The sequence below is a fragment of the Bariatricus sp. HCP28S3_D3 genome, from assembly GCF_052065755.1.
In the GTDB taxonomy this organism is placed as follows: domain Bacteria; phylum Bacillota; class Clostridia; order Lachnospirales; family Lachnospiraceae; genus Allocoprococcus.
Genome location: NZ_JBQHTK010000038.1, coordinates 1 through 25535 on the forward strand (window position 1 = coordinate 1; position 25535 = coordinate 25535).

The 25535-nt window shown below is 43.2% G+C and carries 21 protein-coding genes and 4 pseudogenes; 3 read left to right on the forward strand and 22 right to left on the reverse strand.

All coding sequences use genetic code 11. The features are described from left to right. Positions 1 to 155 precede the first annotated feature (155 nt). The 21 genes and pseudogenes from ACTNB3_RS15680 to ACTNB3_RS15780 form a co-directional block, all read right to left on the reverse strand. Complete coding sequence (locus ACTNB3_RS15680) at positions 156 to 824, reverse strand: SIMPL domain-containing protein (protein WP_026648895.1); 669 nt, start codon at positions 822 to 824, stop codon at positions 156 to 158. Continuing rightward, on the reverse strand, positions 808 to 2136 hold the full coding sequence (locus ACTNB3_RS15685; protein ID WP_044924450.1) for an ADP-ribosylglycohydrolase family protein: 1329 nt from the start codon (positions 2134 to 2136) through the stop codon (positions 808 to 810). The genes ACTNB3_RS15680 and ACTNB3_RS15685 overlap by 17 nt, the downstream gene beginning before the upstream one ends. Positions 2137 to 2286: 150 nt before the next feature. Then, positions 2287 to 2985, reverse strand: a complete 699-nt coding sequence (locus ACTNB3_RS15690; protein WP_049946888.1) for a hypothetical protein — start codon at positions 2983 to 2985, stop codon at positions 2287 to 2289. A 12-nt stretch (positions 2986 to 2997) separates the two neighbouring features. Then, positions 2998 to 4065 carry a macro domain-containing protein gene (locus ACTNB3_RS15695; protein WP_026648897.1) on the reverse strand — a complete coding sequence of 356 codons (1068 nt, stop codon included), beginning with the start codon at positions 4063 to 4065 and terminating at the stop codon, positions 2998 to 3000. A 12-nt stretch (positions 4066 to 4077) separates the two neighbouring features. After that, positions 4078 to 4827 carry a hypothetical protein gene (locus tag ACTNB3_RS15700; RefSeq protein WP_441026790.1) on the reverse strand — a complete coding sequence of 250 codons (750 nt, stop codon included), beginning with the start codon at positions 4825 to 4827 and terminating at the stop codon, positions 4078 to 4080. Positions 4828 to 4859: 32 nt separating this feature from the next. Then, positions 4860 to 5591: an AlkZ-related protein gene (locus tag ACTNB3_RS15705; RefSeq protein WP_075721712.1), complete on the reverse strand. Its 732-nt coding sequence runs from the start codon at positions 5589 to 5591 to the stop codon at positions 4860 to 4862. A gap of 15 nt (positions 5592 to 5606) precedes the next feature. Continuing rightward, a complete protein-coding gene (locus ACTNB3_RS15710; protein ID WP_083655274.1) occupies positions 5607 to 6245 on the reverse strand; it encodes a hypothetical protein in 639 nt (212 codons plus the stop codon). 1 nt (position 6246) lies between these two features. Beyond that, the gene (locus ACTNB3_RS15715; RefSeq protein ID WP_242973242.1) at positions 6247 to 6660 is read right to left on the reverse strand and encodes a hypothetical protein; all 414 of its coding nucleotides are present in this window, start codon (positions 6658 to 6660) and stop codon (positions 6247 to 6249) included. A gap of 1 nt (position 6661) precedes the next feature. After that, positions 6662 to 8518, reverse strand: coding sequence for a recombinase family protein (locus ACTNB3_RS15720; RefSeq protein ID WP_001820670.1), 1857 nt, complete (start codon positions 8516 to 8518; stop codon positions 6662 to 6664). Positions 8519 to 8572: 54 nt separating this feature from the next. Further along, the gene (locus ACTNB3_RS15725) at positions 8573 to 8764 is read right to left on the reverse strand and encodes a hypothetical protein (protein ID WP_001820669.1); all 192 of its coding nucleotides are present in this window, start codon (positions 8762 to 8764) and stop codon (positions 8573 to 8575) included. Between the two features lie 71 nt (positions 8765 to 8835). Beyond that, complete coding sequence (locus tag ACTNB3_RS15730) at positions 8836 to 9066, reverse strand: YdbC family protein (RefSeq protein WP_001206986.1); 231 nt, start codon at positions 9064 to 9066, stop codon at positions 8836 to 8838. 45 nt (positions 9067 to 9111) lie between these two features. Then, the gene (locus tag ACTNB3_RS15735) at positions 9112 to 9966 is read right to left on the reverse strand and encodes a ParB/RepB/Spo0J family partition protein (protein ID WP_000743700.1); all 855 of its coding nucleotides are present in this window, start codon (positions 9964 to 9966) and stop codon (positions 9112 to 9114) included. An 8-nt stretch (positions 9967 to 9974) separates the two neighbouring features. Then, entirely contained in the window at positions 9975 to 10940 is a 966-nt protein-coding gene (gene mobV / locus ACTNB3_RS15740) for a MobV family relaxase (RefSeq protein WP_001820668.1), read from the reverse strand. A 517-nt stretch (positions 10941 to 11457) separates the two neighbouring features. Beyond that, a pseudogene (locus ACTNB3_RS15745) lies at positions 11458 to 12490 on the reverse strand (AAA family ATPase). Between the two features lie 154 nt (positions 12491 to 12644). Next, positions 12645 to 13119: pseudogene (locus tag ACTNB3_RS15750) on the reverse strand (RNA polymerase sigma factor). A gap of 83 nt (positions 13120 to 13202) precedes the next feature. Next, the gene (locus ACTNB3_RS15755) at positions 13203 to 13628 is read right to left on the reverse strand and encodes a sigma-70 family RNA polymerase sigma factor (protein ID WP_000323895.1); all 426 of its coding nucleotides are present in this window, start codon (positions 13626 to 13628) and stop codon (positions 13203 to 13205) included. 94 nt (positions 13629 to 13722) lie between these two features. Next, positions 13723 to 14232 carry a sigma-70 family RNA polymerase sigma factor gene (locus tag ACTNB3_RS15760; protein WP_105116765.1) on the reverse strand — a complete coding sequence of 170 codons (510 nt, stop codon included), beginning with the start codon at positions 14230 to 14232 and terminating at the stop codon, positions 13723 to 13725. Between the two features lie 490 nt (positions 14233 to 14722). Continuing rightward, on the reverse strand, positions 14723 to 14896 hold the full coding sequence (locus ACTNB3_RS15765) for a cysteine-rich KTR domain-containing protein (RefSeq protein ID WP_002779755.1): 174 nt from the start codon (positions 14894 to 14896) through the stop codon (positions 14723 to 14725). Between the two features lie 51 nt (positions 14897 to 14947). Then, on the reverse strand, positions 14948 to 16867 hold the full coding sequence (tet(O), locus tag ACTNB3_RS15770; RefSeq protein WP_441026794.1) for a tetracycline resistance ribosomal protection protein Tet(O): 1920 nt from the start codon (positions 16865 to 16867) through the stop codon (positions 14948 to 14950). A 366-nt stretch (positions 16868 to 17233) separates the two neighbouring features. Then, positions 17234 to 17608, reverse strand: a complete 375-nt coding sequence (locus tag ACTNB3_RS15775; RefSeq protein ID WP_001129922.1) for a TnpV protein — start codon at positions 17606 to 17608, stop codon at positions 17234 to 17236. Then, on the reverse strand, positions 17589 to 20258 hold the full coding sequence (locus ACTNB3_RS15780; RefSeq protein WP_441026795.1) for a DEAD/DEAH box helicase family protein: 2670 nt from the start codon (positions 20256 to 20258) through the stop codon (positions 17589 to 17591). Before ACTNB3_RS15780 ends, ACTNB3_RS15775 begins: the two co-directional genes overlap by 20 nt. On the opposite strand from ACTNB3_RS15780, the gene ACTNB3_RS15785 reads away from it, so the two are divergent. Continuing rightward, positions 20216 to 22018, forward strand: coding sequence for a sigma 54-interacting transcriptional regulator (locus tag ACTNB3_RS15785; protein WP_441026796.1), 1803 nt, complete (start codon positions 20216 to 20218; stop codon positions 22016 to 22018). The genes ACTNB3_RS15780 and ACTNB3_RS15785 overlap by 43 nt on opposite strands. Before the next feature lies 1 nt (position 22019). Here ACTNB3_RS15785 and ACTNB3_RS15790 read toward each other — a convergent pair whose 3' ends face one another. After that, on the reverse strand, positions 22020 to 23087 hold the full coding sequence (locus tag ACTNB3_RS15790; RefSeq protein WP_106492028.1) for a P1 family peptidase: 1068 nt from the start codon (positions 23085 to 23087) through the stop codon (positions 22020 to 22022). A 429-nt stretch (positions 23088 to 23516) separates the two neighbouring features. Between ACTNB3_RS15790 and ACTNB3_RS15795 the strand changes: the two are divergent. Together ACTNB3_RS15795 and ACTNB3_RS15800 are read left to right on the forward strand one after the other, a co-directional pair. Next, positions 23517 to 24973 (forward strand): annotated as a pseudogene (locus ACTNB3_RS15795) (IS1182 family transposase). A 251-nt stretch (positions 24974 to 25224) separates the two neighbouring features. Continuing rightward, positions 25225 to 25535 (forward strand): annotated as a pseudogene (locus tag ACTNB3_RS15800) (hypothetical protein); the annotation flags it as partial.

A 25535-nucleotide genomic window follows, 5' to 3' on the forward strand; every position in this document is an offset into this window, starting at 1 on the left:
GTTCCTTTGCAACTGGCATAAAAATACTCCTTTTCGATAAAAATTGTCATATCTGAATTCTTACCAAAAAGGAGCCATTTTTTTCAAAAACACAAAATATTTTACACTACCACGGTGCCTCTTGCTTTTCGTCTAATCTATTTATATCTTCCTCTTTATGCAATTTCCCATATTACAGTTGCCGTATCAGTAACATTAATATCGTCTGCCTCAATATCTATATCATATGCTCCCGGTGCACTCATTTCACATTCCGTACACTCCATTAATCTCATTTCATTCAATGGCTTTGTTACAAAATCTATCTCTCCCCAAGAATAATCAATTGCCTGTATTTCACCCAATTTCACATTTGCTGCTGTTGTAAGCACCTGTGCCTTTTGAATGGAATCCTCGATTGCTTTATGTAACAGCTCATTTTTACATTTTTCTACATCTGCCACTGTATACTCAATAGAAAACTCTGGCCTTAATGAGCTATGAGCCAAAGCGTAAAGGACTTGCCCTAATCTTTTATTATCAGCTGCAAACTCTATTTTCATATGGTGATTATACTTATAACCTTTAAATCTTCGCTTCCAGCTCTTATCTCTGTCCTGATAGCTTTCATATTCTGTATCGACATTAAAATATACTGTTTTAAGGTCTTTTCTCTGAAAACCAAGTTTCTCAAACAAATCCTTGAGAAGCTCTGTATCTTCTGTTGACCTTCGGAGAGTATCTTCATATTCTTTGCAAAGTTCTTCCTTGTTGACATATAACCGGATTTTATCCGGCTTTACTGCTATTTTCCCTTTTCCTGTAACTTTAATTGTTCTCATCATCTTTGCTCTTCCTTTCATTCTCATTATATTCATACCCATTGATTAAAAGCTCTATCATCTTCTTTGTCATCTGAATATACTTACCAAACGGATTAATCACAATTCCATTCACCTGTTCCCAATTAAGTGCCAGACGAAGTATTGATTCAATAGACTGATTCATCTGCACATTTCCAGCAGAACCCTTATGCATCTCTTCAGAAGATGTAAATACTCCAATCCATTCTTTTTCATCAGCATCTTTTACAGTCTCTATTTTAAGTCTTACATCATGGTCAAGCGAAATCGTGTCACCAGCCTTTACTTTACTTATCTGTTCTTCCGACATAAAAGGATTTTCCGTGATATATGGAACAATAACTTCTCCTGCCTGCTGCATTCTTGTTACCATAACTTCCATAAATAACAGCATTCCATTTTTATCCTGCTGAATATAATACTGGTCGATTGCTGCCTCAATCATCTGATTTGCCTGTGTCTCATCCACTTCATCTGAATAAGTATCCACGCTCCTGCCAAGTACATGATCAAATTCATCAAGAACATCCGTCATCAGTCCCTTATCAATCCGGCTTTTACACTCTGCAATCAGCACAGCTGGGATCCCATAAAATGCTTCTGCAATACTTCCTGTAATAGCACCAAGCGTATCCGTATCTCCACCAAGTGATACTGCATTCCGTATGGCATCCTCAAAATCTTTGGATTCCAGAAATGCGATGATTGCCTCTGGTACTGTTTCCTGACAGCTTTCAACATGATGGTAGTAGGTTCGGATATTATCCAATGTTCTACTCAGATCATAATGAAATTCCCTCTCGATATAAGCTTTGATTTCTTCTTTTGAAGATCCATTCCTTGCCATATATATTGCACTTGCAGTTGACTCTGCACCCTTTATACCTTCTGGATGATTATGTGTCACATTCGCTGTAGCTCTAGCTACCTCTCTGGTTCTTTCCATCGAATCATAAAGCCAGCCTACCGCTGACACTCTCATGGCTGAACCATTTCCATAGCTTCCGTATGGCTTCGGATTATTTTCTTTAAGCCAATGTCTGAAGCATCCACCATAGCCTGCATGTGGATATCTTTTTCCCCAATCCTGCATATTGGATGCTACCGCATCTTCAATTTTCTTTACTGCTGCTTCCGGTCCGACTGCCAGGAGAGCTTCTCCAACTGCTATTGTCATAACAGAATCATCTGTAAAGCCACAGCCTTCACTAAACAAATCAAAATTCTTTGTTTTATCACCTCTGTCAAACTCAAACGGACTTCCTATAATATCTCCTAAAATTGCTCCGTACATATATGCCTCCAATTCCCGGATTACTCCGGCACCTCTCTTTCTCTGTTACAATATGAGTATAATTAAAAGGCATCTTCATATGGTCGCTGTTTGGGCGACACTTTCAGAAAATAAAAATGCCGGTACAATATTGCACCGACACTAATTTCTCTAATATTTTTCATTTTGTTCTGACCATACTGGCGTACCATATTTTTTTCTTGCCACATCGCAAATTGCCATTAAAGCATAATAATTAACCCGATTAGGATAATGCACAGCAGGGTGATAATAATCAAGCACCAATGTATCCTTCCAAAGCGCCAACATATTATCCCATGTATCATCATTCTGTAATTCTTCCCCTAATACAAGTTTCAATAGACTGAGATTATTCCCACATACAATGATATCCGGTTGTATAATTTCCAATTCACGCTTTATTTCCAGCCTGTCTTCAAGTGCGTATTTTTTCAAATCTTCATATTCAGATTCGCTTCCGCCATTGCTTTTTTTCACATTGACCACTGCAATACGGTCTATGATTTCTTTTTCCTTAGAACGTAATACTTCATCGTCATACTCACAGATATTATCGTTAAATGCATTATATATTGCCTGTGTCCATATTGCTACCTTTCTCCACATAGTCCATGGACGTTCACAATCATGCAAATCTTCTACCAGATTATAACCATTTTCATTAGAAGTGTATGCTTCCTTTAAGAAATAACATACTCTTGGTGTATGCTGTGCTTCCCATTTTTCTTCACACACTATACCATCTCTGATAAAACGCTTATATCCATTATTTTTATGTTTTTCTTCCCAATTGTCCATTAAAAGTTTTATATCTGTCTCTCTACTCATGAATATTTTCTCCTATACTCCAAGAATTTCATTCGTATACTTAAACAATGTTACATTCAGCTGCATAATATCATACTGCTTATCTATAATAGCCTTCTGCACGATCAGATCCACCTTACTGCTTGGACTAAATGCCCAGTCCGCTCTGGCAAGTAAATCTCTTGACTGTTCCAGATCAAGCTGAAGTGCAATACAGAGTGCCATTACTGTCTTTTTCTTTGGATGATAATTCTGATCACACTGAATCTTTGAAAAATGTTTCCTATCAAGGTTTGCCCGTTTCCACACATCCTTATTATCAAGATGTGCTTCATCAATCAGCTCAAATAATTTATCATGAAAGGAAACTCCTATATTGGCCAGCTGATCTTCCAATGAAATATTTTCTAACGGCATGAGCAATTCTGTCATGCCAGTATCTGTCATTTCCTCAAGTGGATAGTTGTCTTCTTCTCTTTGAAGCATTTCTTCATTGAAATCTTCTTCTGCCAATTCTTTTACATGAGTACTTCTTCTGCTCCTTAACGGATACTCTTTTCTATGGATTTCTCTGACGTAATTAGCATCTATATAAGAATCAATATCCCCAACAATCTGACCGGACAGCTGAAAAGACCTTTTATCAAACACTACCAGTATAATTTCCATTTCATTTTCAGTAAGAAACTGGCTGAATACTGACACAGCAATCTGTAATGCCTTATCCTTCGGAAATCCATATACTCCTGTCGAAATTAATGGAAATGCAATGCTCTCGCACTTAAGTTCCAATGCTTTTTGCAATGATTTACGATAGCAGTGCTCCAGAATTTCAAATTCATGGTGCAATCCATCCGTCCATACCGGTCCTACCGTATGAATAATATATTTTGCATTTAGGCTATATGCACCAGTGACAGCAATATCACCTCTTGCAATTTTGCCGATGTTCGCTCTTTCTGCGAGAAGCTTTTCTTTTCCTGCTGCCTCATATATTGCTAAGTCCGTGCCACTTGCACATATCGGATTTGGATTAGCAGTATTTACGATTACATCTGCTTTTACCTTTGTTATATCGTTGCGAACAATCTTAAATGGCATTGTGGCACCTCCTTATTTTCTAATTCTCATCCAATCTGCAATAACATTATCTTCCCCTCTTGTTCTTGTACCCCAATACCCCGGATGTGCTACAGGGTATATATGTGTTTCCCCATAAATATAAGGTTCTCCAGTTCCTATAAGTTCAGATACTCTATTACAGGAAAACTCTTTATCAATCAGAGTTCGTATTACAACCACGGATGTATCAAGACCCATACAGATTATGTTTTCTGGCTCTATAATGTCAATCAGTGATTTTATTTCGGCTGCATCATTTGCCAATATCTTTCTGGTCATATTTCCAGAATACTTATCTCTGCGATAGCCCAAATTACAATTGCAGAAAAACAAATCTGGATATTTTTTCTTGTCAATTTCATTTTTACCAAGCAGTTCAAAGTATCTGACAATATTTTTATCCGTCTGTGAATCCCTTGCTTCCAAATCTACATTTTCATGGAACATCACATCTACGCCATCATTCATCTTACGGACATTTGCAATCGTACCCTTTATCTCTTCCTTTTCAGGCGGTCCAAAATCCTGACCTATCAGCATATACTTAATATGTGGTGTCTTCTTGGCGTAATCTCTCCCTTGCCAATATGTCCATAGGTTAATTTCCTGACACAAATCTTCTCCCTGACGTAAATCGCACCAGCCAAGTGTCAGGTTCTTTGTGTATATAGGATTTTTACAATATTTGTTTTTTACATTTTCTATCAGCTTGCAATAAGCTGCGGATTTTTTTACATTCATTTTATGTATATTCACCTCAAAAATTCACTGTTTTATTTTAACACTTTCCTTATCTGCTTATCCGTTGCCTCCGGATACATCTCATGCATATAATCTACAATCTGCTTCCATGAATCCTGTGGATTATCCTTGTAGCAGGAAGTCACATAATCGTATCCATAGATATGCTCAATAGATGAATACACTGCCACATCCCATCCATATTCAATACCTCTTTTATTCACTCTCTTCTTAAAATCGCAGTTGCACAGATATGTCTGCATCATAAGATTCGTTATTGCACCATCAAATCCCTTTTCTCCATCCTTACCAAATCCAGCTTGTTTTTTCAATTCATTTGAATAAATCTCTGAATCAGCATTATCTTCCATAAAATTGACCATTATCTTTTTATGCTTATTAGGCGCTTTTCCATCATCATATAATGCATCAAAATCATATCCATCCCGGCGATAATTAGCAAATACAGGAAACCAATTTTTTGATATAAATCCTGCCTTCTTATCAAAGAACTTTCCATAGACGATATCATGCCGCCTTGCTATAATAGCCCGCCACATCCATGGATCAATCTCCGGATTATCACTCCACCAGTACTCTGGAACAGTTCTTTCTTCAAGTGAAAACCCATCTATGTCATTCTTAAATAATGGTAAAAAGCCAAATTCATTTATATACTTGATTGCTTCATCTACAGAATGGATGCAATCCGGGTTGTCCCAATTCATGCCATGCATAATCCATTCACCTGATTCGTTTCCCATAATATGTGTACCTCATTACTCAGCGTACTTGTCAATCCAATTTTCGCCATCATATTCATCAATCTGTTTTACTAATCTCGTAAGATAATCTTGTAACCTGCTATCTTCTTCACTTGCATACCACACATTTGCCCGTCCAAATCCATAAGCCCAACCATTTGATTTTCTTGGGACTTCCCATTGTACCTTTCTTGATCTAATCCCTGCAGGAAGTAAGACACAATCAGATGAGTTTGCAATTGCATTGTAATATTGTATATCTTCTGGAGCAAACACTGCCTCTTGATAATGTCTGAAAACTGTAGCATGTTTATACCATCCCACGACCGTCGTAAACTTATGTGCCGGATGCTTTGCACAATAAACAACAAGCACATCATCTACTGATTCTTCTTTTTTTAATAGTTCACAACCTGCAATATTCTCAATCCGCATTTGATTTACATCTTTACCATTATGTGATTTTGTCTCGAAAAACCCCAGACAATATAAGCCCTCCTTGCCCTCCATATTCACCGGTGTAAAATTATATTTTTCATGTGCATCTCCTGTCTCATCAACATAGCTTCCACCATTTAACGGAGTATCTTTTCCATCTTCATTTCCTCGATACTCCTTCATCCACGCTATGTTACAAAAAAGTATTCTCATCATATCAACCTTCTTTTCCCTTTGAAAATGGACTCAAGTCGATAAACAATTTCTTCAATCCACTTGTGTCCTTGAACTCCTTGAATAAATACTCCAGAAGTTCTTCCTGCCTTGCCTGCCCTAATGTAAGCCGGTAAAGAGACAGAATCTTTATCAGCCTTTCATAATTAACCTCATCCTTACTCATAGGATACATTGGCACAAGCCTTTCTATTTTAACACTCTGATTTTTTCCGAAACACCAGAATGGTACAAGCTCTGACTGGTCATTCTGCTTTTCCGCTTTAGCAGCTTCAAACATTTCTGTCCATATGTCTCGCTTAAATGTGATACCATCTGCCTTACCATATTTATCAGCAACATTCTGTCTTATTGCCAGACACTTAAATCTATTGATTCTGCCTTCCCTTTGTTCCAAATCAGTCGGTCATTTTTTGCGGACAGTTCATACATGCTATCCTTTTCTGTTCTCTGCTCCTGCGTTTGCTCTCGTTTGATTTCTCCCTCCGTATCTTCTTGGCACAAGCAGGACAATACCTTGATGCACCAGAGCCCGGGACATATTCAACGCCGCACACCGTACAATTTTTAGCGGGCATTGCTGCCCACCGTTTTGTAGGTATGATATGTAATTCATCGACAAAGCCGATGAATTTATAGTAAATCTTGATTTCCTGCTTCACTGTTCCGTCTGCCATCTTCTCACGCTCCGAAACAAGTATCTTGTCTATGAGTGCGTTTATAACTGTTGCATCCAGTTCTTTTAAGCCTTGATAATTTCGGATAAGGGCGAGGAAGTCACGGATTCCCCGTGATTTCTCGTAGCTTTCATTAAGAGTTTCCGTCACCTCTTTCAGCCTTGCTTCAATTTCAAGCTGCTCTTTCTGGTATTTCCCCGACATCATCTCAAAATTCCGCTCGGTAATACGCTCCATGACCTTATCCTCGTAGAGAGAGGAAAACAGCCTGTCCAGTTCCGCAAGGCGTTTGTTCAGCTTCTTACGTTCTTTCTCTAATGCTTTCGCCCTGCTCTGGTCTGTTTCCGTGAGCCGCTTTTCTATGGCCCTGACCGCCTTTTCATCATTCACTGCCATATCCGCAAAACAGTTGATGTCGGCAAGAACGGCATTGAATAAATCCCTTGCTTCTATATTGTGGGCACTACACTCGCTTCTTCCGTTTCTTGCATAATTATTACATGAATACTGTACACAGTCGATAATCTCTGGGCGTTTCCTCCTGTGTACGTTCATTGCCCGCAGAGCACATCCGCAGTCCACACACTTGATAACGCCTGCAAAAATATTTACAAATCCTCCCTTGTTCTGTGGAAGCCTACGACTTGTAATAAGCTGTTGGACAATATCAAATTCCTCCTGCGTGACTATTCCCTCATGGGTATTGGGTATCACTTCCCATTCTTCGGGCAGCTTAGAGGGGCGTTTCTTGCTTTTCATATTGGCGGCAATCCGTTTGTAGCCTACAAGATTTCCCGCATATATCGGGCTTCTTAAAATGCTCCTCACGCTGTTCCCACTCCAAATATAGCGTTTGTCCTCGTTCCCCTCAAAATGACGTTCAAAGCCTGTTTCGCCACGCTCCGCCGCATAAGCGGCAGGGCGTAGGATATGCTGTTTATTAAGATGTCTGCAAATTTTGGCAACTCCATTCCCTTTTAATGCAAGGTCGAATATCTCTTTTACAACATGTGCCACTTTATCATCTATCAGCAGATGGTTGTGGTCGGCAGGGTCTTTGATATAGCCATAAGGGGCGGTAGTTCCCATGAATTTCCCCTGTTGAAACCTCGCCCGATATGCCGATTTTATCTTAACAGATATGTCAGCGGCATACATTTCGTTTAAAATGTTGCGGAAAGGCGTGATGTCCATAGCAGATTTATTCAAGGTATCTACGCCGTCATTGACCGCTATATACCTCACGTTATGCTCTGGGAAGAAAACTTCCAGATATAACCCACAATCAAGATAGTTTCTCCCCAGACGGGATAAATCTTTCGTAATCACGCAGTTTATCAGACCGCTTTCAATGTCTTTTATCATATTCTGGAAACTTGGTCTTTGGAAATTTGTACCAGAATAACCATCGTCCACATACGTTTTTGCTATGTGCCATCCCTGCTTTTTCACATAATCCGTGAGGATGGATTTCTGTGTCGCAATGCTCGCACTCTCGTTATCCGTACCATCGTCTTTAGATAAGCGGCAATAAATGCCGACTAAATAGATTTTCTTTTCTTCTTTGATTCCTGCCATACTGTAAAACCTCCGTATCTGTCCTATCTGTTTTCATGTCCCATTGCGTACATTCTAAGCGGACAGCCCCTCATTGTCGAAGGTGTCGCCCTCGGCAATCTTCTTCCGAATATCCTCGGAGATAATCGGGACAAACGCTTCTGTAACGGTCTGTGTGCCGACATATTCACGGCTGATTATCATCTGCACTGGTGCTTTTGGCACGATACGCTTTCTCTTTTTATCTGCTTTCTTATCCTCGCCCATACTTAAATCTTCCTTTCCAGACAGGGCAGGGAAGAGTTTGGAAATGTCCCCGCCCTGCCAATCAGATACCATTAATCCTCGCTGTTTAATTCTTTCTGTAATGCTTTAAGGAGTGCCGCCGCTTCATCAGCGTTCAGCGTGATTCCCTTGCCGCACTTTTCACGGTTCGGGGAAAAGCTGCGGATGTCATACTTCGGCTCTTTCCCATTCCATGAAATGAGATTGATTTCCTTTGTGTAGCCACTGTCGCCCGTAGACAATACTGCGATTTCCTTTACGATTTCATACTGGATTTCTCTCATTCTCCATACCTCAACTCTCTGTATTTACTTCCCGAAAAAAGAAGATTAGCGGCTGTCACGGTTGCGTTTCCTCTGCAACTCACGCTCCAAAAGTTTGATGATGGTTTCCTCCATCTGCTTCGGCGTTGTGTTCTTCGGAAAGTATTTTTTCAGCTTGCTTGTGTTGATTTTCAAGGTTTCTTTCTGGTTGCCCTTTTCCTCCGTCATAATCGCAAATATCGTATCCATGTCAAGCCGCCCGCTCTGGCTTAACTGTTTCATCCGCTGTGCCTGTGAGAGTGAGGGCGTTGCTTCTTCGCTCTCCATCGTGGCAAAGAGGTTTTCCTGCTCGTCTTTCTTCAAGAAGGACAGTTCCACCGCAGGCGTGAGGGCGATTTTCCCCTCGTCCACCATCTGCAAAATCGGCGGTATCAGTTCCGTCAGGCGGATAAAACGCTGCACGGTCATCCTGCCCACGCCGAAGCCCTGTGCCACCTTGTCGTCCGTCCGCAACTTCGTCACAACTTGTGACGAGGTTAAGTCTGTGCGGAAACCCTGCCGCTTCATGGCTTCGGATTTCATCTTGTAAGCAAACGCCCGCTCCGATGGCAGGATATTCTCACGCTGCAAATTGCTGTCTACAAGGGTGATGATGGCTCGGTCACGGTCTAAGGGCAGGACAAACGCAGGCACGGTATTTATCCCTGCAAGTTCAGAAGCACGGACACGCCGCTGTCCTGCAATCACTTCATAACCGTCCCCGTCCTCTTTCGGGCGTGTGATTATCGGCGTGACAATGCCAAATTCCTTGATGCTTTCCGCTAACTCTGACAGTGTTTCATCTTCTGCCACATGAAACGGATTGTCGGGGAACGGGTACAAGTCTTTGGTCTTTAACACCTTAAAATCCTGTTTCTTCATTCACATATCTACCTTTCTTTCGCTCTGCTTCTATGATTTTTCTGCAATTCTTCCAACACTTCGGGCGGTATTTTTGACAGCAGCCGCCCCATCTGCTCGTTGGTTCTCTGCAATTCAAATATCTTCTGATTCGCTTTCTGCACCTTTAGTTCCTGCTCGTACTTTTCATCACGCATACGCCCCGCATAGTCTGATTCCTGCCCAATTCTCTCTTTCAAACTGTCGATATACGCCTGCTGTTTCCCGATTTCCTTAGAGAATTTCTCCACGTCTGGCAGCCATGCAGAGAGTAAATCTAACGCTTTATCCCTTTTCTTCCCTGCGTTAAAGGCGTTGATGTCGGATAGGGCAGACACGATTTCTTCATACTGTTTATCAAGCCTGCCGCCTAATTTATAGAGCCATGTGGGGACGTGTTTCCGCTTGGTTTCCATTGAGGACTGCCCCCGTTCAAGCTGATTCCACCGTGAGGACATCCGCTCATGGTAGGCGGTCTGCCACTCGGATAATGATTTCTGGTTGCCTAAGATAGCTTTCGCTGACAGCTTATTGTCTGGCGTAATCGGCACAAAGCAGAGGTGCATATGGGGCGTTCTCTCGTCCATATGGACGACAGCGGAGAGGATATTCTGCTTTCCAACACGCTCCGAAATGAAGTCAAGAGCCGTCTGGAAATACGCTTTTTGTTCTTCGGGCGGTAACTGGTTCATAAATTCTGGTGAAGCTGTGATGAGCGTTTCCACCATCATCACGCTGTCTTTCCTTGTCCTGCACCCCGCTTCGGCTACCATGCGGTTAATCTCTTTCTTGTAGGTGTACTTTGGTGGTGCTATGAGATGGTAATTGTTTTTAGAGCGTTCCATATCTATATCTGGGTTGCTTTTGTAGGCTTCTTTCTTCCGCTCGTTGTGGCGTTCACAAGCCGCAACGCCGCCCGCTTTTCGTTTCTGGAAACGCAGGATTGCATAAGGCATAGGCGGATTCCTCCTTTCTTTCGGCGGGTGACCGTCCTTTGGGGTGACAGCGGTGACGGTGGTGACAGCAGTTTTGGGATACCCCCTGCCGACTGCCGCAACTGTCACCCTCACCCCCTGCATGACGGTCATGTCGATGATGACGGTGTTTTTGGGATACCCCCCTCGCAAGAGCCGTCACCGTCATGCCGCCATTCTTTTATCCGAAGCCGTAAGGCGTAGGATAGCAGGGCACAGCCCTGCCTTAAGGGAGTCCAGAGGGAACGTCTGGCACACGACTTTGCAGGGCAAAGTGTAGTGTGTTACACCCTGTAAACGCAGTCGGAAAAATCGGAATGATTTTTCTGACCGCAGGGGTGGTTTTACACGACCGAAAAGGGCGAGTAAATCTCACGCCTGCATTTTGCGTTTACGGGGTGTTCTCCCGTAGGGATGACAGCGGCAGGGTATCCTAAAATCACTGTCACCACCGTCACTGCTGTCACCCGCAGGGCAGAGCCGCCAGCTTTACATGGCTTTAAGCGTCAATGACAGTAACAGGGGGGTATCCTAATATCGCTGTCACCACCATCACCGCTGTCACCCGCCCTCCTTGCAAGGGCAATCCGCCTGCCGTCTTTCCTGCGGCTGTACTGGTAGCAGATACGGTTCTCGCTTAAAAATGTGGTGCGGTATTCATTCAGCCATTTCGTAATCACCGTGGGTATGGTTTCCGTTTCCCCCATAGCGGCTAACAGTTCCGTTGCCGTGCCTATCCATTCTTCCTTATCCCTCATAAAATCCACCAACCGAAAAAGGACATCTGGTATCGTTTCTTTCGCAAGCTGCTCCTGCGTTTTCCGCTCCACAAGCTCCCAACGGCAATCACGGAAACGCAGCGTGTATTCCTGATAAGGCGTGTCCCTGCCCGTCACATACAGCTTGGCGGTGTCAGACGCACGTTTCTCCTTTTCCAGAACAAAGGTAGCGTCCGCACTCCCCGTTAATCCTGTCGTCCCAGACACCTTGTTGAACACGTCGCTGTCATTCTGCTTTCGGATGTGGTGTACGACAATGACCGCCAGAGAGTGCCTGTCGGCAAAGTCTTTGATGAGGGAGATGTCCCCATAGTCGCTTGCATAGGCATTGTCTTTTGAAGCTGTACGGACTTTCTGCAAGGTATCAATGACAATGAGCCTGCTGTCTGGGTAATCTTTCAGATAATCTTCAAGCTGCACGATAAGACCGTCTGACAGCTTGCAGCTTGCCACGGCAAAGTGGAGCCGCCCGCTTGCTTCGTCCGTCAAACGAAATAACCTGTCCTGTATGCGGCAGAACGTGTCCTCAAGGCAGAGGTAAAGCACATCGCCCTCCATTGTCGGCATATCCCATAAAGGGATTCCCTGCGACACGCATAAGCATAGCTTCAGCATGAGCCAGCTTTTGCCTATCTTCTGTGAGCCGCAGAACAGCGATAAGCCTGTCGGGATAAGGCTGTCCACCACAAAGGATGGTTTCTCAAGCGGTTCATAAAGGAGCGTTTCGGCGTTGACTGTCTGTAACTTCTGCATGGCTTTCCTCCTTTCGGGCGGTGTCTTTGTTTTCGTTGCACATAGGCGTTGACCTCCTTAAAAATAGATTTACTCCCACGGAAAAAAGTGAGAGTATGTAATGCCGCCAATCCCACACAAATAAAAAACAGATTTCTATTTCGGGCGGTGTCGGTCACGGTTGGAGATATTTCTTCAATTTCCGCCTTTACTTTCTCCTTTGCAATCGCAACAGATTTCTGTATTGCCGAAGCGGTGCAATGCTCCATAGCGGCGATTTGGTAAAAATTGAACTCATACTCGTAGTAGAGCAGGAAACGCCGCCTTTGTATCTCTGGAAGGCTCCCAACCGCCTTATAGAGCGTTTCATTCCGTTCTTCCTCAACCATGCGTTCATCAAGGCTCTTAGGCACACGCAACGCCCGTCTGTAAAGGGTTTCGTCCCATACCTCGTTAAACTCCCTGTGCCGCTCGTCCCATTAGAAAAGATTCCTGTTCCTGCGCTCCATCTGCCGAAACTCCATAAAGAACTGTTCCGACACTTCCAACTCGTGGGATTTGCCCTGCCCGTCCTTAAAGCTGATAAAATACCTTGTGCCGCTTTCCGTGGATTCCTCCCGAAGCGTGTATGCCTTAACCCTGTATGCCATCCTGTTGTCCTCCTGCAAAAAATGAGTGAGGGGATTTCCATCCCTCACCCAGTAGCCCGCAGGATGGCAGGCTGTTTTAGAAGCTATAAAATTTTCCGCAGCTTCTTCCGCAGATGGTCTAACCTCGCATAGATGGCACCAGTCGTCAAATGCACAAGCGGGGCAATCTCCTTTGTGGAATACCCCTGCATTTTCAGCAGGACGATTTTCAAGGTACGCCCGTCCACCGTGACTAATACTTGATAGAGATTTTCGCTCTCAATCTCTTCCAGTAACTCCGCAACCGTACCCACTTCCGCCTGCCGCTCCCTGCCTGCCATGTCCTCAAGATATTCCGCAACGTCATTCGTCCATCGGTAAAACCGCCTGTTGGAATTGAAGTCTGCCCTGTCCGCCATGCGTATCTGCTCAATGGTCGCTTCATCAACGCCGCACTCACGCAGCAGCTTTTCCTCCGCTTCTTTCCAGATACGCCATTTCCTGTCCTCCCGTCCGTGGTTGTATGCCATTCTTACTTCCTCCAATCAGAATTGATTGAGAGGGCAGAGAAAAGCCCCCTCATCTTCCCAAAGGAAAAAACAAGGGGGCTGAACGCCTTAAATTTTAATTTTCTATTATCTTTCTTAGTTTTATTAGGATTCTGGCTTTGCGTTTGTTTACAACGCTCTGGGTTATGCCCAACCTCGCCCCGACTTCACGCTCGGAAAGTCCGTCAAAAAAGATTGCCTGTATCAGCTCCTGTTCACTATCCGACAGCAAAGGCAGGGCGGCTTTCAGCCTGTCCACCATGACCGCATTGACAACGGTTTCTGCAATGTCCACCGCTTCATCAGTGATAAAGTCCAGAGGATTCCCCTCGCTGTCCGTAAATCCGTCGAGAGATAGCAGTCTATTCTTTGTATCTAATTTTTGCAGATAACGCCACCGTTCCTTGTCACGGTAGAAGTCTGTGTATTGCTCCCTCACGACTTCAAGCAGACAGCCTTGAATGGGGATAAACAGCTTGTCCATATAGGTCTGGTCGGATTCCCTGCAACGGCAGAACTCCGTGTAGGATAATTCCACATAGCCGCCACTTTCTCTGATATATACCTTTCTTGGTGCATATTTCACCATAAATACCTCCCATCTGAATTTTTGAAATGTAAAAAATCCAGATGGAGAGGCGGAGAACGACACCGCATATCAGAAACAGCCCTACGGCACTTTCCAACAAAAATCGACAAAAGAAAAACCGCAAAGGCTCTGTGACCTTTACGGTTATAGGAAATAGTAATTCTATTGTATGGAGATTGTACTTCTACTTTCAAGGTGAGAAGTACCGTTGCACTGGCAGAAATTTTTTTAACTGGTTTCCTGCCGTTCTCTGATATGCTATGTATTGATAAATTTTGCTTCGTATGAGCAGATAGATAACTGCCCGAAAAAAGGACATAAAAAAATCCCTCCAAATTTAAAAACAAATTCAGAGGGTAATTTAGGGTATAACAAAATAACCCACCCGAATATCGTTTTTTTTATTTGGTGAGTTTGTTCTTTCAAATACGAAACAAAAAGAGCCGATGATTCGTGAATTGTTCCACAATTTCATCGGCTCTGCGTCTTAAGCGTCTGGCTCTTTGATGACAGTTATCTTCAAGTTGTCAACTTTAATCAATCTTTCTTGTCTGCATTTTGGACAATAAAGGGGATAATTCTCCAAAACAGTGTCCTTCCTAATTTTATTACGGGTTTTGCTCCCACAAACAGGACACAATATCCATTCGCATTTCATCATAATTAGTCTCTAATCCTTTCAAATCTCATTTTATATGACTTTTGCAAGCTGTTAAGCTAACTTGTGGAACATATGCCGAACCTTATCTATACGGCTATTCGGGCGGCGGGGTTGGCAAATAAGTTTACCAGTAGCTGGCTGGTATCCTTTTAACTCTGTCAAGCAGACTCCCTGCCCATTTGTGAAATAAGTTAAATCGTTCCTGTATTCTTGAATACATCTAGCAGGGATTTCTCCTTTCAGAATGACCTCGTCATTCTTTATCTGAGTACTTACAATATCTGCACAATACCTTGGAGCATCATGATACGCCCGTGAGAGATATTCCTGCGGTGCATAAATTTCAAAGTGGAGATATGGCTCTAATAGTTCTGTCCCTGCTTTTTTTAAAGCCTGCTCCAATACGATAGGGGAAAGCAGCCGAAAGTCTGCGGGGGTACTTACAGGACTATAATACAATCCATATTCAAAACAGATTTTACAGTCTGTCACTTTCCATCCATACAGCCCCTGCTCGCAGCCATAAAGAACCCCCTCCATAACCGCATTTTGGAACGATTGGTTTAAATATCCAAGTGAAACTCTGCTTTCATACTGCACTCCACTTCCAATAGGGAGCGGCTCTATGGACAACCCGACAGAAGCCCAGAAAGGATTTGGCGGGACTTCTATGTGGATGGTATATTCTGCTTTTCTAAGCGGTCTTTCCATATATATAACAGTAGGCTCTTTTATTTCTGCCTCCACATGATATTTTTCCTCAAGGATGGCACAAATGACTTCCATCTGCACTTTCCCCAAAAAAGAAAGTATAATCTCATGCGTTGTAGTATCCACATAATATTTTAAAAGAGGGTCGCCATCTGAAATTTCTGTAAGTGCCCCAAGCAATATTTCCCGCTGTTCAGATTTCTTTGCTGCAATCGTTGTTTGGAGCATAGGGAGAGGATTTTCAATAAATGTTCTCTGCGGCAACAGCATTTCGTTCCCCAAAATACTGTTTAGCTGCAAAACATCATTTGGTAAAATTACAATATCACCAGAGCAGGCTGTATCGGATGAACATAATTCACCGTTTGTCGGAACACACATCTCTGTGATTTTTATTTTCTCTTTTTCAGATATTTTAATAACATCCCTCAAATGCAATGTTCCGCTATATATACGCACATAAACAAAACGCCGCCTTTTCTCTGAATATTCAATCTTAAAAACCTGCCCGCATAGTTCAGATTGACCTTCAGGCGTTGATGAATAAAACTTACTGGCAATCACTTCTATAAGCTGCCGAATCCCCAGATTGTTTTTAGCGCTTCCGTGATAAACGGGAAATAACGTTCCGTTTTGGAATCTCCTGTTTTCTTCCTGTTCCAGTTCTGACATTTTAAACGGTTTCCCTGACATATATTTCTCTAATAGTTCATCGTTTCCCATAATTACCGCATCCCACTGTTCCATATCGTCATTGTCCGTTACATTTATATGAGGATGCTGCCCAACCTTTTGCTTCACTATAATTTCCGAAGAAAGCTTTGCTTTCATTTCTTGATATACCATTGGCAAATCAATCCCCTCTTGGTCAATTTTATTGATGAAAAAAATTGTCGGAATCTTCATTGTCTGTAGTGCATGAAACAGTATACGGGTCTGTGCCTGTATGCCATCCTTTGCAGAAACTAATAATACTGCTCCGTCTAATACGGATAAAGAACGGTATACTTCCGCCAAAAAATCCATATGGCCTGGCGTATCTATAATGTTGACTTTTACATCCTCCCACTGAAAAGATGTCACTGCTGTCTGGATAGTGATTCCCCTTTGACGCTCCAAATTCATTGTATCTGTCCTTGTTGTGCCTTCATCTACGCTCCCTGGTTCTGCAATTGCACCACTGGTATACAATAAACTTTCCGTTAATGTTGTCTTTCCTGCGTCAACGTGAGCCAGAATGCCTAAGTTAATTATTTTCATGTGATTTTCCTCCTATCAACACCCAAAAAAGGGCATAAAAATACCCAGTGATAAATACTCCTATCACTGGGTAAATAACTCCAATAGCCCCAAAACACTTATATGTTTTCGGGCATATAAAATTACATGATAAAAGTATTCTTAAACTGGGTACAAAAAACTAAGCCCCATATTAAAAGTGAAACGGGACTGCTACTTTTTGTTCCCACTATCAAATTGACAGTTTATTTAAGAATACCTTGCCGCATATTTATTAACTCCTTGTATAATACTGAATCTAATTATATTCCTTAACCCTTTATTTGTCAAGCTGACAAACTAAAGCAGAAAAAGCGGCAGGATTTCCCCCTGCCACTAATCATCTGTTTATGCAAAAATAATTTCCTTTTCCACAATCTCCCTCGCACAAGCCCTTATGTTATTGAGGCATCCTGTCCATTCTAAGGCGTTTTCTGCCTTTAGCTGTTCCGTTATGCCCTGTGCCTGTTTCATACCCTCTATGAGCCTTTCAAAGCGTTCCTGTGCCTGTCTGTTGATGTCGGCAAGGTAGGCGTTTAGCCTGCCGCTTGTAAGAAGATTGGTGTATGTAACTTTACGGTACTGTTTTAGATAATCTAAATGCCGTTGCCCCCAGATGCCTATTGCCTGTTCTTCTTCGGCGGGTACAGTTAAGCACGGTATCAAATAATCCCCTTGCCTTTCGTATTTGCCGCCCAGTTCCTCAAATAATGATTTTGCCATTGTCTGTTACCTCCACATTCTTTTTTATTTTGAATGTCCGCAAAATCCGTCCTACATCAGAAGGCTTCCAACCTACATCCAGATGATGCAGTGCAATCAGACGATCCTGCACGTTAGTACCTGCACCCATTTTAGCGGTGGAACCCAACAAAAAGCGAACCTGCCCGGCTTTTACTTTATTGAATAAATCCGTTTTCTTCACTTCCGTGTTGGCATCATGGATAAAAGCGATCTCTGCTTCCGGTACTCCTTTTGCCATGAGTTTCTTTTTCAGGTCGTCATAAACATTAAAGGTTCCATCCCCTTTCGGTGTACTGAGGTCGCAAAAAATGAGCTGGGCAGACCGTTTTGATGCGGTCTCTTTCCAGATAGAAAAACTCTTTTCCACACAGGCACAGATTTTACTGTTCTCATCATCCGGAAGCAATGGATTCACAAGACGCTGGTCCAATGCCAGCTTTCTTCCATCATTTGTCACTTTCAGCATATTGTCAACAGAGGAATCTACACCACCGTCCCGGATTACTTCCGCACGTTCTCCAAGGCTTTCCACGATCTCTTTCTGATGCTCGGATGGTTTTAGTACCACCGTTTCATATTCTGCTTCCGGCACCGGCAGTTCCAGCTGGTCTGCCGTCTTAATATCGGCAATCTCCTTAAACATACTCATAAGTTCCGGAATATTGTAAAATCTGGCAAACCTGGATTTTGCCCGGTATCCGGTACCTTCCGGAGCCAGTTCGATACTGGTCACAACTTCACCAAAAGTGGATGCCCAGGAATCAAAATGCCCCAGCCCCATCCGGTTCAGTTTGCCATACTGCAGGTAACGCTGCATGGTATAAAGCTCTGTCATGCTGTTACTGACCGGTGTACCAGTTGCAAATGTAATGCCTTTTCCACCGGTAATCTCATCCAGATACTGGCATTTGTTAAACATATCTGCTGATTTCTGGGCTTCATTCTGGGCAATGCCAGCCACATTCCTCATTTTTGTGTAAAGGAACGCATTTTTGTAATAATGGGCTTCATCCACATACAGACGGTCTACCCCCAGTTCTTCAAATGTTACCACATCATCCTTTTTCTCTTTGTTCTCCAGCTTTTCCAGACGCCTCCTGAGACTTTTCTTTGTCTTTTCCAGCTGTTTTACTGTAAAACGGCTTCCATCAACCTCATACTTTGCCGCCTGAATCCCTGCTTCCAGTTCTTCGATCTGCTCTTCGATGACCTTTTTCTGGCGTTCTTCCGATAATGGGATCCTCTCAAACTGGGAATGTCCGATGATCACAGCATCGTAGTTGCCCATTGCGATTCTGGCACAGAACTTCTTGCGGTTTGCCGGTTCAAAATCTTTTTTCGTTGCCACAAGGATATTGGCTCCCGGATAAAGCTGTAGAAACTCTGCGCCCCACTGCTCCGTCAGGTGGTTGGGAACTACAAAAAGGCTTTTCTGGGCAATACCAAGACGTTTGCTCTCCATAGCTGCAGCTACCATCTCATAGGTCTTTCCACTTCCCACTACATGGGCAAGCAGGACATTATCCCCATAAAGCTGATGGGCAACGGCATTTTTCTGGTGCGGACGAAGCTCTATTTCCGGATTCATTCCCGGAAAGGTCAGATGGCTGCCATCGTATTCCCTGGGACGGATAGAATTGAAGCGTTCATTATAAATCTGGCACAGCTTTTCCCTCCGTTCCTGGTCCCTGAAGATCCAGTCCTTAAATGCTTCCTTGATTGCATCCTGTTTCTGGGTTGCCAGCATCGTTTCTTTTTTATTCAACACACGGATTTCATTTCCCTCGGCATCCATCTTTGTGTCATAGATCCGTACATCTTTTAAATTCAGGGTTTCTTCCAGAATCTTATAGGCATTGATCCTGCTGGTGCCATACGTTGCTGTGGTCAGCACATTCCGGTCACTGTCCGCATTTTTACCGCTGATATTCCATGCACCGCTGGCTTCCGAATACCGGATATCAATTACCCTTCCGACCAGATACCCCGGGGTATCAAATAGTTCTTCCATAAAATCCCGGTATATTTCCGGGGCGATCCATGTGGCACCAAGCCGAACTTCAATCTCTGATGCATCCAGGTCTACCGGCTGCACCTGTTCCAAAGCATATACATTGCTGGTAAATTCCGAATGGTTTTCCGCAAAGATTCTTGCCGTTTTCAGCTTCTCCCGGACATTCCCGGATAGATATTCATCCGCAGTCTCCCACTGTCCATTGACCGGATCCCGAAAGATTACTCCTGTCAGTTCTTCTGCAACTTTCTCTTCCGTCTTACCTGTCAGCCCTGCCATATAAGGAAGATCAACCCTGGCTTTTTCATTCAGGGAAATCGTCAGGGCTTCCGCCGCAGTTTCCACACTGGTCACAGCCACTGCTTTCTTAATCGTCCGCTTGGTAAACATATCCGCTTTCCGCTTTAACGTACCATCTTCGTTGAGTTCCTCCAACGAACAGAGCAGACAATAAGAAGAGTCATCGGAGAATGCCCGTTTGTTTGCATTGCTTCCGATGACTCCATATTTTTCCGTATAGGCATCATAGACCTGATTCAGTCTGACCTGAAGGTCCTGTATCGCCTCATCCGTTGCATTTTCCTCCATCTGCAGGGCGATCAACTCCCGGACCACCTCACGGATCTCCACCATACCCTTTATACGTTCCGCTGTGGCTGCCGGCAGCTTCACCGGATTCATCAGGGAATTCACACGGTAATAGATCTGGTCATCTGGTAAACGACGATAAATATTCCACGCTTGCTATCATTTCCCAGCTTGAGGAATGCGGCATCACACAATATGACTTTGTTCCGTTTTATCCCGGATGCAAGGATACCGAGTCTGACATTCAGTTTGCCATTACCGCCGGCGAGCCGCAGCTCGTTCCTTCCCGCATTCCGAATGTACTGGATATCGGCAACCGTATCATCGATATTTCCACTATTTTACAGCTCTGCGAATATTTCAACATTCCTCTGCAGACCGTAAACCGTGTATCGCGCAATTACGTCAATCAGATTCTTCACACCGTCAAGACCTCAGAAACCTACTATACCAATTATGTGCAGACCGAACAGCTCATGCAGGTGATCCTGTTCTCTCTTCCCGTTGGCGTCTGTCTGTTTGGCGCGGATGGCCGCATTCAGTTTATGAACGCTAAATTTGCACATGCCTTCTCTCTTCCCTCCCCCAATTTTGAAGGGCAGCCTTTTTCGGAATGTCTTCCGCCTGCCTACGCAAATACTGCTTTCGACCGCAACGGCGACTGGACCATTCTCCTTTCAGATCAGAAGACACAGATTACGTTAAGCGTTCTTTCTATGGTGTTTCCGGATACAGAGCCTGTTTTCCTTGCGTTTCTTCCCGGGGGCAGATCCACAGAGGCACCGGCAGCCAAAGAAGAAAAAACGAAAGAAAGCACTTTTTTTGCTTCCTCCCGTACATTTTCTCTTTCCCTTTCCCACGCAGATTCCGTCCAGAATCTGATGACGCAGACCAGACATCTTGCACTTTTTGATTTTCCGATTCTGATCCAGGGGGAAAGCGGTACACAGCGCCGGACACTCGCACGTGCAATTCACAATTTTTCGCGCCGCCACCATTATCCGTTTTCCGTTCTTCACTCTCCGGGAAATGATCTGACCGAAGCCTCCCTGCTCCGGCTTCTTGCTGAAACCAACCATGGCACACTCGTTCTTTCCCAGGTGGACCGCTTCCCGCTTTCCATTCAGGATCTGCTGATCAATGTTCTTACCAATGTTCATGGTAACTTCTTTTCCGCACCGGAAACCCGCCGTTTCGATGTGCGGATCATTGCTATTGCGGATGATAACCTTTACAAAAAAGTAGAAAAAGGAACCTTCCTGCGGGAACTTTTTCACCTTTTAAGTGCTTCAGAGCTTCAGACCGTCCCGCTCCGCAGACGCAGGGAGGATATTCCCGATCTTCTCAATTACTTTCTGCTTCAGTTTTTCCACAACACCGATATGACCTGCGACCGGATCTTTTCGGAAGGGCTTCTGCGCTTTCTGAAGGAATATGCGTACCCCGGAAATATTCATGAGCTGTACAATCTGTCCTGTAGCCTGTTTACCCGGTACAGCAGCCATAAGCTGCAGCTTTCCGATCTGCCAACATACCTCCGCTCCCGCCAGATGGCTGACGTTTCCCTCACCGACCTTCAATATCAGGTTCTTTCTTTCGTGTCGACGCATCCGAAAGCAGGCCGCCTGGCAATCAAAAACGGACTGGCCGACGGAAAAACCTTTGTATCCGAAGCGGCTCTGCGCACCGTACTCGGAGAGCTTTCTTCCGCCGGTTATCTCATCGTGCACCGCACAAAGGGCGGATGCGAAATCTCTGAGCTGGGGCGGATGGTTCTGGAAAAATGATTTATTCCAGAAATCCCGGTTTTTCCAGAAACTCGGCAAGGCTGCGGTATCTGGCTCCGTCCAGGCCTCTTTTTTCCTTTGCGGTTACCATAGAGTTCAGGATTGCTTCTTCCGCAGCCTCTGCCGCAGCTTCAAATGCCTCGTTGATTTTTTCTTCTTTTATCCGGGCGCACGCTTCCACTTCACATATACTCTTTGTATCCACGCGGTTTGCCGTTGTAAATCCGATCATGATTTCACCGCTTCCGTGACCGGTATAGGCTCCCGTTCTGGCGATTCCGACTCCGCAGCGGCGGATGATCCGGTACAACTGCCGCTCCGATACCGGAAGATCCGTCGCCAGAACCGTCATGATGGATCCCCGGTCTTCGGCGCTGCTTCCGCATTCTTCTTTCCGGATCTGTTCCAGGATCCTCTCCCCTGCCGGTTTTCCACTGATTTTCAAATCTCTGGTTGCCCCGAAATTCGACTGTACCAGTACACCGATGGTATATGTTTTTCCATCAAGTACCAGCGTGCGGGATGACGATCCGATTCCCCCTTTCAGTCCATAACAGATCGTTCCTGTTCCGGCACCGACAGCTCCTTCCGCAAAGTCTGTATCCGCCTGCTCCAGTGCCTGATACAGCTCTTTTTCCCCCACTACCCGGTTCCCAATCTCATTGATCCTCGAGTCGTTGCATTCTCCGACAACCGGATTGATGGAGAAAACATCTTCCCCTTCTTTTTTGGTCTGCTGTATCATCCATGAAATCATGGCATCCGCCACTTTTCCGACATTCAGTGTATTGGTCAGGGCAATGGGCGTTTCGAGAGTTCCGAGTTCCTGTATCTGTACAAGACCGCATGTTTTTCCGAAACCGTTATGCACGTAAGCAGACGCCAGGTATTTCTTTAGAAACGGATTTCCCTCTCCCGGTACAATCACCGTCACACCGGTATGCTGATTTCCGTCTTCCACCGTCGTATGGCCTACCCGCACCCCCGGTACATCCGTAATTTTGTTTCGCGGCCCGCTTTCATGGTGTCCGATCCGATATCCGTAATCGCTGATTCTTTTCTGTTTCATTCTGTTTCCTCCTTATCTTTTATAATGTGCTCTCAGAGTCTTTCATTTCTTATAAATACAGGCACAAAAAAGACTCCGAAGGTATATATTTTTCTCTCACTTTACGCTCTCTTCTCTCTTCTGTCCATACCTCTTCCCACAAATTTTCCTCTTTTCTTTATATTTTTTCCATTTCTTTTAGAATTTGGACACACTTTGCTTACATATTCCTTTAATAATAAATCTCAGATAGTTGATAAACCACTCACTATCTCCCCCCTCATAAAAAGATGGCGATATACTTTTGTATATCGTCATCTTTCTTTTTTTGCCGTAAAAAATAGGCTTCGCCTATTCAACTCCCCTGCCCCTCAATCGAGGGCACTGAAAAAGTAGATAGTACCGCCTATGTTTGATATAATATAAATATCAAGTATAGGCGGTGTTTTTATGATTGAACAACAACAGAAATTAATACTTAGTCCTTACATAGAAATATGTGAATTGGTGGTTTCAAAAGACAACCTGCTTCGTCAGATAAAAGAACTGGTTGATTTTGAATTTATTTATAATGAATTGCTTGATAAATATTGTCTTGATAATGGACGTAATGCAGTTCCACCTATTCGAATGTTTAAGTACTTGCTTTTAAAAGCTATCTATGATTTATCTGATGTTGATGTTGTAGAACGTTCTAAATATGATATGTCATTTAAATACTTTTTGGATATGGCACCAGAAGAAACTGTTATTAACCCCAGTTCTTTGACAAAATTTCGTAAACTACGTTTGAAAGATATGAATCTGTTGGATATGTTGATTTCAAAGACGGTTCAGATTGTATTGGATAAAAAAATAATAAAATCAAAATCTATTATCGTAGATGCTACTCATACGAAAGCAAGATACAATCAAAAAACGCCCCGACAGGCACTTCAAGAGCAATCAAAAAAACTACGACGTACCGTTTACGAAGTGGATGAAACAATGAAGGAAAAATTTCCAAACAAAAATACGGAAGATTCTCTGGAAAAAGAGTTGGAATACTGCAAACAACTACTTTCTATTGTGAAAGACAATGAAGACGTATGCAGTTACCCTAAAGTGCAGGAAAAGCTAAATTTATTGGAGGAATCCGTCAATGATGATCTTGAACATTTGGAAACTTCAAAAGATAACGATGCAAAGATTGGACACAAGACAGCGGATACCTCTTTCTTCGGATATAAAACCCATATAGCTATGACGGAAGAACGAATTATTACAGCCGCGACCATCACCAGTGGTGAAAAAACAGACGGAAAAGAATTGCCAGCTTTGGTTCGGAAAAGCAGAGCTGCGGGAATGAAAGTTGAAACTGTGATTGGTGACAAAGCCTATTCAAGTAAGGAAAATATTGATGCTGCAAAGGATAATCATTATGAGCTTATCTCCCGGTTAAACAGTATTGTTACCCAAGGGAATCGTACAAAGCCAGATGAATTTGAATTTAATAAAGATGCCGGAATGTATCAATGTAAAGCGGGACATCTGGCGATTCATAAATATCTTGATAAGCGAAAAACAGAAGGAAAGAATCCTCGAATGACGTACTTTTTCGATATAGAAAAATGTAAAAGATGTCCTTATAAGGCTGGCTGTTATAAAGAAGGAGCAAAAAAGAAAACCTACACAGAAACATTAGTTTGTGATTCACATAGTGAGCAGGCTCAATTTCAGGAAACTGCACATTCCAAAGAAATGGCGAAAGAACGCTATAAAATAGAGGCAAAAATAGTGAATTAAAACATAGACATGGTTATGACGTTGCGTCATCATCAGGTCTTATTGGCATGGAAATGCAGGGAGCTATGACTATATTTGCAGTAAATCTCAAGAGAATTATTAAACTGATAAGTGAAAAATAAAAAGAATCCGTATGCAAGACAAGAAATCAGCAATAGAAAGAATATAAAATCCATCAGAATAAGTTTAGACTGATGGATTTTATATGTTCATTAAAATTTGAAATTTAAAGAGGTCGTTTCTCATATACTTTTATTCAGAAAATACGTCGAATACTTCAACCTTATATTATTATTTTTTTAATTTGAAGCACTCCAAAACACTCTAAAACCATAGATTTTGTTTCAAGCGGGCTCTAACACAAGATGCCAGAATGAATAATTATATGCAACCTTTGGTAAATAAAGGTGCTAAAAATGACATGAAAGTTTCTGATGAGAATGCGTTAAAAGGGCTAGTTTCTTTTCCTCAAAAAGCAGAACAAATTGCCATTTCTGGTTATTTTGATAACCTCGACAACCTTATCACCCTTCATCAGCGTAAGCAATCTTGTAACACCTTATTTATAAATGTTTGGGAACAGCGTAAGCTGGGAGCAACAAATACATTTTTCACAGATGGCAACTATGGAGAGGCTTATCCAAAATCATCTGATATGACTGATAGCGGTAGTGGAATACCTTT

What these genes read in the sequence shown, in the direction of transcription:
- ACTNB3_RS15680 (WP_026648895.1), bottom strand. Translation starts at nt 824, where the DNA reads ATGATGAGAACAATTAAAGTTACAGGAAAAGGGAAAATAGCAGTAAAG.
- ACTNB3_RS15685 (WP_044924450.1), bottom strand. Translation starts at nt 2,136, where the DNA reads ATGTACGGAGCAATTTTAGGAGATATTATAGGAAGTCCGTTTGAGTTT.
- ACTNB3_RS15690 (WP_049946888.1), bottom strand. Translation starts at nt 2,985, where the DNA reads ATGAGTAGAGAGACAGATATAAAACTTTTAATGGACAATTGGGAAGAA.
- ACTNB3_RS15695 (WP_026648897.1), bottom strand. Translation starts at nt 4,065, where the DNA reads ATGCCATTTAAGATTGTTCGCAACGATATAACAAAGGTAAAAGCAGAT.
- ACTNB3_RS15700 (WP_441026790.1), bottom strand. Translation starts at nt 4,827, where the DNA reads ATGAATGTAAAAAAATCCGCAGCTTATTGCAAGCTGATAGAAAATGTA.
- ACTNB3_RS15705 (WP_075721712.1), bottom strand. Translation starts at nt 5,591, where the DNA reads ATGGGAAACGAATCAGGTGAATGGATTATGCATGGCATGAATTGGGAC.
- ACTNB3_RS15710 (WP_083655274.1), bottom strand. Translation starts at nt 6,245, where the DNA reads ATGATGAGAATACTTTTTTGTAACATAGCGTGGATGAAGGAGTATCGA.
- ACTNB3_RS15720 (WP_001820670.1), bottom strand. Translation starts at nt 8,518, where the DNA reads ATGGCAGGAATCAAAGAAGAAAAGAAAATCTATTTAGTCGGCATTTAT.
- ACTNB3_RS15725 (WP_001820669.1), bottom strand. Translation starts at nt 8,764, where the DNA reads ATGGGCGAGGATAAGAAAGCAGATAAAAAGAGAAAGCGTATCGTGCCA.
- ACTNB3_RS15730 (WP_001206986.1), bottom strand. Translation starts at nt 9,066, where the DNA reads ATGAGAGAAATCCAGTATGAAATCGTAAAGGAAATCGCAGTATTGTCT.
- ACTNB3_RS15735 (WP_000743700.1), bottom strand. Translation starts at nt 9,966, where the DNA reads ATGAAGAAACAGGATTTTAAGGTGTTAAAGACCAAAGACTTGTACCCG.
- mobV (WP_001820668.1), bottom strand. Translation starts at nt 10,940, where the DNA reads ATGCCTTATGCAATCCTGCGTTTCCAGAAACGAAAAGCGGGCGGCGTT.
- ACTNB3_RS15755 (WP_000323895.1), bottom strand. Translation starts at nt 13,628, where the DNA reads ATGGCATACAACCACGGACGGGAGGACAGGAAATGGCGTATCTGGAAA.
- ACTNB3_RS15765 (WP_002779755.1), bottom strand. Translation starts at nt 14,896, where the DNA reads ATGATGAAATGCGAATGGATATTGTGTCCTGTTTGTGGGAGCAAAACC.
- ACTNB3_RS15775 (WP_001129922.1), bottom strand. Translation starts at nt 17,608, where the DNA reads ATGGCAAAATCATTATTTGAGGAACTGGGCGGCAAATACGAAAGGCAA.
- ACTNB3_RS15790 (WP_106492028.1), bottom strand. Translation starts at nt 23,087, where the DNA reads ATGAAACAGAAAAGAATCAGCGATTACGGATATCGGATCGGACACCAT.